We start from the raw sequence: 8,243 nt of genomic DNA, 5'->3' as shown, positions 1-8,243 counted from the left end.
CTGGACCAGGGCCAGGCGGGCGACAACGCCGGTCTGCTGCTGCGCGGCACCAAGCGTGACGACGTGGAGCGCGGCCAAGTGCTGTGCAAGCCGGGTTCGATCAAGCCGCACACCGAGTTCGAGGCCGAGGTCTACGTGCTGTCGAAGGACGAGGGTGGCCGTCACACCCCGTTCTTCAAGGGCTACCGTCCGCAGTTCTACTTCCGCACCACCGACATCACCGGCGCCTGCGAGCTGCCGGAAGGTGTGGAGATGGTGATGCCGGGCGACAACGTGAAGATGGTGGTCACGCTGATCAACCCGGTGGCGATGGACGAAGGCCTGCGTTTCGCGATCCGCGAAGGCGGCCGCACCGTCGGCGCCGGCGTGGTGGCCAAGATCATCAAGTAATGCCCGCCCATGTCGGCGGCCCTTTCAGGGGCCGACCGACCGGTGGCGACCGCGGCTTCGGCTGGCGGTTCAACGAAGGGTCGGCGCAAGCCGGCCCTTCGTCGTTTTGTGGGAGGGAAGGGCGCCATGAAATTCTTGCCGCGACATGTTGCGGGCGGGTGAAACAGCCGCTATAATGGGCGGCTCGGCATTCCTGGGTAGGGTGCCGGATACACCGCGAAAAGAGAGGCAGGATGCCCCTCGTGTTCGCCAGACCGGGAAGGTCGCGCTGCATGAAGCAATCAACGGCCTTGCGCTGTTGACGTTGTTTTATCTGCGCATTATACTTTTCCGTCTGGGCAGGCCGGGTAACTGGTCTGCCTCAGTTTTTGGGCGGAGGAATGGCCCTCGCCAGCTGGATGCTCGGCGGTATACGACGTCAGGAAATAATCGGGGCAGGTATCCCAGAGGCCTTGCCCGTCGCTCTTTTAACGAAGGAACCCACCGCCATGGCGGAGCAAAAGACCGGTCAGAAAGCGGATCAGAAGATCCGGATTCGGCTGAAGGCGTTCGATCATCGTCTGATCGACCGTTCGGCCAGCGAGATCGTTGAGACGGCCAAGCGGACCGGCGCGCAAGTGCGCGGCCCGATCCCGCTGCCGACCAAGATCGAACGCTACACCATTCTCGTTTCTCCGCACGTCGACAAGGACGCGCGCGACCAGTACGAGACCCGCACGCACAAGCGCGTGCTCGACATCATCGGCCCTAACGACAAGACCGTGGACGCGCTGATGAAGCTCGAGCTCGCGGCGGGCGTCGATGTCCAGATCAAGTTGACCTGAGGACTACGACCATGACGAAGAAATATTCGTTGGGCTTCGTGGGCCGCAAGGCCGGCATGAGCCGCGTCTTCACCGAAGACGGCCGCTCCATCCCGGTCACCCTGATCGAAGCGACCCCGAACCGCATCACCCAGCTCAAGACCGTCGAAAGCGACGGCTACAGCGCCGTGCAGATCACCGTGGGCGCCCGTCGCGCCGCGCTGGTCAACAAGCCTGCCTCCGGCCACTACGCCAAGGCGAAGGTCGAAGCCGGTCGCGGCCTGTGGGAGTTCCGCGTTGAAGACGCGCAGCTGGGCGATTACGCCATCGGCGGCGAGATCAAGGCGGACATCTTCGAGGTCGGCCAGAAGGTCGACGTCCAGGGCGTCACCAAGGGCAAGGGTTTCCAGGGCACCATCAAGCGGTACAACTTCCGCATGGGCGATGCCACCCACGGTAACTCGCTGTCGCATCGCGCGCCGGGTTCGCTGGGTCAGCGCCAGACCCCGGGTCGCGTTTTCCCGGGCAAGAAGATGTCCGGCCACATGGGCGCGGTGCAGCAGAGCACGCAGAATCTGGAAGTGGTCAAGGTCGACGTCGAGCGTGGCCTCATCGCCATTCGCGGCGCTGTGCCTGGCGCTGCCGGTGGCGACGTGATCGTGCGTCCGGCTAGCAAGGCATAAGGAGAGATGACGATGGAACTCGTTATCACGGGTAGCAACAACAAGGTCTCGGTCTCCGACGCCGTGTTCGGTCGCGATTTCAGCGAGGATCTGGTTCACCAGGTCGTCGTCGCCTATCGCAACGCCGGCCGCGCCGGCACCAAGGCGCAGAAGACGCGTTCGGAAGTCAACGGCACCACCAAGAAGTCGAAGAAGCAGAAGGGCGGTGGCGCACGCCACGGCGCGCTGACCGCTCCGATCTTCGTTGGCGGCGGCGTGACCTTCGCGGCCAAGCCGCGCAGCTTCGAGCAGAAGGTGAACCGCAAGATGTATCGCGCCGCGATCTGCGCGATCCTTTCGGAGCTCAACCGCCAGGGTCGCCTGATGGTCGTCGACGCGTTCGACGTCGAGGCCAGCAAGACCAAGGATCTGATCGAGAAGCTGAAGGGTCTGGAAGTGGGCAAGCGCCCGCTGATCGTGACCGAAGAGGCGTCCGAGCATCTGTACCTGTCGGCGCGCAACCTTCCCTACGTGGAAGTGCGTGACGTGCAGGGCCTGGATCCGGTGTCGCTGGTCGGGGCCGATACGGTCGTGATCACCGCCGATGCGGTCAAGAAGGTCGAGGAGTGGCTGGCATGAGCAGCAACGAAAAAATCTTCAGCGTGCTGCGTGCCCCGCGTGTCTCCGAAAAGACCGCGCGCCTGCAGGAACTCTCCAATCAGTACGTCTTCGAGATCTCGAGCGAAGCCACCAAGGCCGATGTCAAGGCCGCGGTCGAGCAGCTGTTCGACGTCAAGGTCGAGTCGGTCAACGTGTTGAACGTCAAGGGCAAGAACAAGTCCTTCCGTTCGCGCAGCGGTCGTCGCGGCGATTGGCGCAAGGCGTACGTGCGTCTGGCCGAAGGCCAGTCCATCGACGTAACGGCCAAGGCCTGAGGTCCATCCCATGCCATTGATGAAATTCAAACCCACTTCTCCCGGCCGTCGTTCGGCCGTGCGCGTGGTCACGCCCGATCTGCACAAGGGCGCGCCGCATGCCGCGCTGCTGGAGCCGCAGAGCAAGTCCGGTGGTCGTAACCACCATGGCCGCATCACCACCCGTCACGTCGGCGGTGGCCACAAGCAGCATTACCGCCTGATCGACTTCAAGCGCAACAAGGAAGGCATTCCGGCGCGCGTGGAGCGGATCGAATACGATCCGAACCGCACCGCCCATATCGCCCTGCTGTGCTACGCCGACGGCGAGCGCCGCTACATCATCGCGCCGAAGGGCCTGAAGGCCGGCGACCAGGTGATCGCGGGTTCGGATGCGCCGATCAAGACCGGCAACACCCTGCCGCTGCGCAACATCCCGGTCGGTACGACGGTGCACGGCATCGAGCTGAAGCCGGGCAAGGGCGCGCAGATCGCGCGCGCTGCCGGCGCCGCGGTGCAGCTGGTCGCGCGTGAAGGCATCTACGCCACCCTGCGTCTTCGCTCCGGCGAAATGCGCAAGGTGCCGGTCGAGTGCCGCGCCACCATCGGCGAAGTCGGCAACGACGAGCACAACCTCGAGAAGCTGGGCAAGGCGGGCGCCAAGCGCTGGCGCGGCGTGCGTCCGACCGTTCGCGGTGCGGCCATGAACCCCGTCGATCACCCGCACGGTGGTGGTGAGGCGAAGGCCGGTCAGGGTAATCCGCATCCGGTCACCCCGTGGGGCGTGCCGACCAAGGGTTACAAGACGCGCCATAACAAGCGCACCGAACAATTCATCGTCCGCGATCGTAGGGGCTAATCGACCATGGCACGTTCACTCAAGAAAGGCCCGTTCGTCGATCACCACCTCGTCAAGAAGGTGGAGGCCGCGGCCGGCAGCAAGCGTCCGATCAAGACCTGGTCGCGTCGCTCGATGATCCTGCCGGAGATGGTGGGTTTCACCATCGCCGTGCATAACGGCAAGAACCACGTTCCGGTGCTGGTCAACGAGAACATGGTCGGCCACAAGCTCGGCGAATTTGCCGTCACCCGGACCTTCAAGGGTCACGGTGGCGACAAGAAGTCGAGCCGGTAAGGAGAGATGACGATGGAAGCGAAAGCAATCCTGCGCACTGCGCGCATCTCCCCGCAGAAGGCCCGCCTGGTCGCCGACCAGGTGCGCGGTCTTTCCGCCGAGCGGGCGGTCAACCTGCTGAAGTTCTCGGATAAGAAGGCTGCCCACCTGATCAAGAAGGTGGTGGAGTCGGCGATCGCCAATGCCGAGAACAACCAGGGCGCGGATGTCGACGAGCTGAAGGTCAAGACCATCATGGTTGATGAAGGTCCGACCCTGAAGCGTTTCATGGCGCGGGCGAAAGGCCGCGGTACCCGCATCCTCAAGCGCACCAGCCACATCACTGTGGTTGTGGGCGCCGCCAAGTAAGCGGAAAGGAAAAGACGATGGGTCATAAAGTTCATCCGATTGGAATCCGCCTGGGTGTCTCCAAGGACTGGAATTCCAAGTGGTACGCCAACAAGGGCGAGTTCGCCGGTTACCTGGCAGCCGACCTCAAGGTTCGCGAAATGCTGCGCAAGAAGTTGGCGCAGGCGGGCATCAGCAAGATCCTGATCGAGCGTCCGGCCAAGACCGCGCGCGTGACGATCCACACCGCCCGTCCGGGCGTGGTGATCGGCAAGCGCGGTGAGGACATCGAGAAGCTGCGCAAGGAAGTGAGCGAGATGATGGGCGTCCCCGCCCACATCAACGTCACCGAAGTGCGCAAGCCGGAGCTGGATGCGCAGCTGGTCGCCGAGTCGATCGCGCAGCAGCTGGAGCGTCGCATCATGTTCCGCCGCGCGATGAAGCGCTCGGTCGGCAACGCGATGCGCCTGGGTGCCCTGGGCATCAAGGTCAACGTCGCCGGCCGCTTGAACGGTGCGGAAATCGCCCGTTCCGAGTGGTACCGCGAGGGCCGCGTGCCGCTGCATACGCTGCGTGCCGACATCGACTATGGCTTCGCCGAAGCCAAGACGACCTACGGCATCATCGGCATCAAGGTGTGGATCTACAAGGGCGAGATCTTCGATTTCTCCCAGGTTGGCCAGGAAAAGCAGGACGATTCCCCGCGCAACGATCGTAACGATCGCGGCGACCGTGGTGACCGTCCGTCGCGTCCGGCTCGTGAAGCGAGGTAACGGCAATGTTGCAACCCAAGCGAACCAAATACCGCAAGATGCACAAGGGCCGTAACGACGGCCTGGCATGGAGCGGCAACGCCGTCAGCTTCGGCGAGTACGGGCTGAAGGCCACTGCGCACGGTCAGCTGACCGCGCGCCAGATCGAAGCGGCGCGCCGCTCGATCAGCCGCTACGTCAAGCGCGGCGGCAAGATGTGGATCCGCGTGTTCCCGGACAAGCCGATCACCAAGAAGCCGATCGAAGTGCGAATGGGCTCCGGTAAGGGTAACGTCGAGTACTGGGTCGCCCAGATCCAGCCCGGTCGCATGATCTATGAAATCGAAGGCGTCGGCGAAGATGTCGCGCGCGAGGCGTTCCGCCTGGCCGCTGCCAAGCTTTCGGTGACCACCACCTTCGTCACCCGGACGGTACGCTGATGGACATCAAACAACTCCGCGAGAAGTCGGCTGACGATCTGAAGGCCCACCTGACCGATCTGCGCAAGGAGCAGTTCGCCCTGCGCATGCAGCAGGTCACCGGGCAGCTGCCGAAGACCCACGAAACCCGCCGGGTGCGCCGCGAGATTGCTCGCGTGAAGTACCTGATCGGCAGCACGAAGTAAGGATGGCCGCCATGAGCGACACTAACGAAAGCAAGACGCTGCGCACGGTCGAAGGCCGCGTCGTCAGCAACAAGATGGACAAGACCGTCACCGTGCTGGTGGAGCGTCAGGTCAAGCATGCGTTGTACGGCAAGTACATCAAGCGCTCGACCAAGCTCCACGCACACGACGCCGACAACGCCTGCAACGAAGGCGATGTCGTGCGCGTGACCGAGATTGCGCCGATGTCCAAGACCAAGAACTGGCGGGTGGTGGAAATCGTCACCCGTTCGGCCGAATAAGGGAGATCTGAATCATGATCCAGATGCAGAGCTACCTCGACGTCGCCGACAACTCCGGTGCCAAGGAAGTGATGTGCATCAAGGTGCTCGGCGGCTCCAAGCGCCGCTACGCGCACATTGGCGACATCATCAAGGTCACCGTCAAGGACGCGATCCCGCGCGGCAAGGTCAAGAAGGGCGAAGTCTACGACGCCGTCGTGGTGCGTACCCGCAAGGGTGTGCGTCGTCCCGACGGTTCGCTGATCCGCTTCGACGGCAACGCTGCGGTGTTGCTCAACAACAAGCAGGAGCCGATCGGCACGCGCATCTTCGGGCCTGTTACCCGCGAGCTGCGTTCCGAGAAGTTCATGAAGATCGTCTCGCTCGCTCCTGAAGTGCTGTGAGCGGAGGACATACACATGGCTAACCGTATCAAGAAGGGCGACCAGGTTGTCGTCACTACCGGCAAGGACAAGGGCAAGCAGGGCGAAATCGTCCGCGTCGACGGCGATCGGGTGATCGTCTCCAACGCGAACATCGTCAAGCGCCACACCAAGCCGAACCCGCAGGCAGGCGTTGCCGGCGGCGTGGTCGAGCGTGAAGCGTCGATCCATATCTCCAACGTGGCGATCGTCAACCCGGCAACGGGCAAGGGCGAGCGCGTTGGCTTCAAGGTGCTGGAGGATGGACGCAAACTGCGTGTGTTCCGCTCCAGCGGTGAGGCGCTCGACGCCTGAGGAATGACACAATGAATTCCCGTCTCGAAAAGATCTACAAGGAAGAAGTGGTACCGGCTCTGATGAAGAAGTTCGGTTACACCAATCCGATGCAAGTGCCGAAGCTGGTCAAGGTCACCCTGAACATGGGCGTGGGCGAGGCGGCGACGAACAAGAAGATCCTGGAAAACGCCGTGGCCGACATGGCCAAGGTCTCCGGCCAGAAGCCGGTCGTCACCAAGTCGCGTATCTCGGTGGCGTCGTTCAAGATCCGCGATGGCTGGCCGATTGGCTGCAAGACCACGCTGCGTCGCGCCAAGATGTACGAGTTCCTGGATCGCCTGATCAACATCTCGCTGCCGCGCGTGCGCGACTTCCGCGGTGTTTCGGGTCGTTCGTTCGACGGTCGCGGCAACTTCAACATGGGCGTGAAGGAACAGATCATCTTCCCGGAAATCGACTTCGACGCCGTCGATGCGATCCGCGGCATGGATATCGCCATCACCACCACCGCCAAGACCGACGCCGAAGCGAAGGCGCTGCTCGAAGCGTTCAAGTTCCCGTTCCGTAACTGATTGACAGCCGGGATTCGTGATTCGGATCCGGGATGGGAAGGGCGCTGCGCCCGCCACATCCCGGGTTCCGCAAATCTCCAATCCCCAATCTCGAATCCCGAGGATTTACAGATGGCAAAGACCTCCATGGTCAACCGCGACATCAAGCGGAAGAAGCTGGCGAAGAAGTTCGCCGACAAGCGCGACGCGCTGAAGAAGATCATCGCCGCCGACAGCTCGTCCTACGACGAGAAGGCCGACGCGGTGGTCAAGCTGCAGAAGCTGCCGCGCGATTCGTCGCCGAGCCGCCAGCGCACCCGTTGCGAACTGTCCGGTCGTCCGCGCGCCGTGTACCGCAAGTTCGGCCTCGGCCGCAACATGCTGCGCAAGGCGACGATGAACGGCGACGTGCCGGGCCTGCGCAAGGCCAGCTGGTAACAACCGGCGGTCCCGGCTCCGTTCGCGGAGCCCGGGGCAGGGCGGTCGCCCGCCCGCCTGCTGTTCCGTCAACGAGTCCGACGCAAGTCGGACTTTTTGTCGTATAATCCCGCTCCTTGCCTGCGCCTGGCAGGGCGGGTTGCGGTAGGCCCTGGCCTTCTCCAGAACGTTCCACGCTGCATATCACTGCTTCATTCCACAGCTTCACATCACAAGATTTTCGCGAAAGCGGATATCGGTGCACTCAAAGGTAGACACCATGAGCATGACTGATCCCATCGCCGACCTGCTGGTCCGCATCAAGAATGCGGCCGCGGTTGGCAAGCCGACGGTGAAAATGCCGTCCTCCAAGATCAAGGTAGCGATCGCAGAAGTGCTGAAGGCCGAAGGCTATATCGGCGACCTGCGCGTCAACCCGATCGAGAACAACAAGTCCGAGCTGGAAATCGTGCTGAAGTACTTCGAGGGCCGTCCGGTCATCGATACGCTCAAGCGCGTGTCCCGTTCGGGTCTGCGTCAGTATCGCGGTAAGGCCGAACTGCCGAAGGTTCTCGGCGGCCTGGGCGTTGCCATCATTTCCACGTCCAAGGGCATCATGACCGATGCGCAGGCCCGTCAGGCCGGCGTCGGTGGCGAAGTCCTGTGCTTCGTGGCCTAAGGGAAGGAG

Annotated in this window: 17 protein-coding genes; all 17 read left to right on the top strand. The window is 62.9% G+C overall.

All coding sequences use genetic code 11. The features are described from left to right. The coding region (locus tag H9658_RS08970) for an EF-Tu C-terminal domain-related protein (RefSeq protein ID WP_455275812.1) at window positions 1–390 on the top strand (390 nt) is incomplete at its 5' end. Between the two features lie 488 nt (window positions 391–878). Next, window positions 879–1,214 carry a 30S ribosomal protein S10 gene (gene rpsJ / locus H9658_RS08965; RefSeq protein ID WP_003470680.1) on the top strand — a complete coding sequence of 112 codons (336 nt, stop codon included), beginning with the start codon at window positions 879–881 and terminating at the stop codon, window positions 1,212–1,214. An 11-nt stretch (window positions 1,215–1,225) separates the two neighbouring features. Continuing rightward, window positions 1,226–1,876, top strand: coding sequence for a 50S ribosomal protein L3 (gene rplC, locus H9658_RS08960; RefSeq protein ID WP_046979794.1), 651 nt, complete (start codon window positions 1,226–1,228; stop codon window positions 1,874–1,876). Between the two features lie 12 nt (window positions 1,877–1,888). Further along, entirely contained in the window at window positions 1,889–2,494 is a 606-nt protein-coding gene (gene rplD / locus H9658_RS08955) for a 50S ribosomal protein L4 (RefSeq protein ID WP_047325541.1), read from the top strand. Then, entirely contained in the window at window positions 2,491–2,790 is a 300-nt protein-coding gene (gene rplW, locus H9658_RS08950; RefSeq protein WP_003470672.1) for a 50S ribosomal protein L23, read from the top strand. Before rplD ends, rplW begins: the two co-directional genes overlap by 4 nt. Window positions 2,791–2,800: 10 nt before the next feature. Then, window positions 2,801–3,628, top strand: coding sequence for a 50S ribosomal protein L2 (rplB, locus tag H9658_RS08945; RefSeq protein ID WP_046979791.1), 828 nt, complete (start codon window positions 2,801–2,803; stop codon window positions 3,626–3,628). A 6-nt stretch (window positions 3,629–3,634) separates the two neighbouring features. Then, the gene (gene rpsS, locus H9658_RS08940) at window positions 3,635–3,904 is read left to right on the top strand and encodes a 30S ribosomal protein S19 (RefSeq protein WP_003470666.1); all 270 of its coding nucleotides are present in this window, start codon (window positions 3,635–3,637) and stop codon (window positions 3,902–3,904) included. A gap of 12 nt (window positions 3,905–3,916) precedes the next feature. After that, window positions 3,917–4,252 carry a 50S ribosomal protein L22 gene (gene rplV, locus H9658_RS08935; protein WP_003470663.1) on the top strand — a complete coding sequence of 112 codons (336 nt, stop codon included), beginning with the start codon at window positions 3,917–3,919 and terminating at the stop codon, window positions 4,250–4,252. A 17-nt stretch (window positions 4,253–4,269) separates the two neighbouring features. After that, a complete protein-coding gene (gene rpsC / locus H9658_RS08930) occupies window positions 4,270–5,004 on the top strand; it encodes a 30S ribosomal protein S3 (protein WP_003470660.1) in 735 nt (244 codons plus the stop codon). 5 nt (window positions 5,005–5,009) lie between these two features. Further along, window positions 5,010–5,423: a 50S ribosomal protein L16 gene (gene rplP, locus H9658_RS08925; RefSeq protein ID WP_003470657.1), complete on the top strand. Its 414-nt coding sequence runs from the start codon at window positions 5,010–5,012 to the stop codon at window positions 5,421–5,423. Beyond that, a complete protein-coding gene (gene rpmC / locus H9658_RS08920; protein WP_039007513.1) occupies window positions 5,423–5,608 on the top strand; it encodes a 50S ribosomal protein L29 in 186 nt (61 codons plus the stop codon). The genes rplP and rpmC overlap by 1 nt, the downstream gene beginning before the upstream one ends. 11 nt (window positions 5,609–5,619) lie before the next feature. Beyond that, window positions 5,620–5,889 carry a 30S ribosomal protein S17 gene (rpsQ, locus tag H9658_RS08915; protein WP_179570572.1) on the top strand — a complete coding sequence of 90 codons (270 nt, stop codon included), beginning with the start codon at window positions 5,620–5,622 and terminating at the stop codon, window positions 5,887–5,889. A gap of 14 nt (window positions 5,890–5,903) precedes the next feature. Continuing rightward, entirely contained in the window at window positions 5,904–6,272 is a 369-nt protein-coding gene (rplN, locus tag H9658_RS08910; protein WP_003486699.1) for a 50S ribosomal protein L14, read from the top strand. A 15-nt stretch (window positions 6,273–6,287) separates the two neighbouring features. Then, complete coding sequence (gene rplX, locus H9658_RS08905; RefSeq protein WP_009607346.1) at window positions 6,288–6,605, top strand: 50S ribosomal protein L24; 318 nt, start codon at window positions 6,288–6,290, stop codon at window positions 6,603–6,605. Window positions 6,606–6,616: 11 nt separating this feature from the next. Beyond that, window positions 6,617–7,159 carry a 50S ribosomal protein L5 gene (gene rplE, locus H9658_RS08900; RefSeq protein WP_145701692.1) on the top strand — a complete coding sequence of 181 codons (543 nt, stop codon included), beginning with the start codon at window positions 6,617–6,619 and terminating at the stop codon, window positions 7,157–7,159. A gap of 111 nt (window positions 7,160–7,270) precedes the next feature. Then, on the top strand, window positions 7,271–7,576 hold the full coding sequence (gene rpsN / locus H9658_RS08895; protein ID WP_179570573.1) for a 30S ribosomal protein S14: 306 nt from the start codon (window positions 7,271–7,273) through the stop codon (window positions 7,574–7,576). Window positions 7,577–7,835: 259 nt separating this feature from the next. Next, window positions 7,836–8,234 carry a 30S ribosomal protein S8 gene (gene rpsH / locus H9658_RS08890; RefSeq protein WP_003470646.1) on the top strand — a complete coding sequence of 133 codons (399 nt, stop codon included), beginning with the start codon at window positions 7,836–7,838 and terminating at the stop codon, window positions 8,232–8,234. The last annotated feature ends 9 nt before the right edge of the window (window positions 8,235–8,243 follow it).

It is taken from the genome of Xanthomonas bonasiae (genome assembly GCF_014836395.1).
Taxonomy (GTDB): Bacteria; Pseudomonadota; Gammaproteobacteria; order Xanthomonadales; family Xanthomonadaceae; genus Xanthomonas_A; species Xanthomonas_A bonasiae.
The sequence above is the reverse complement of the archived record's forward strand: the minus strand, read 5'-3'. Positions and strand labels throughout refer to the sequence as shown.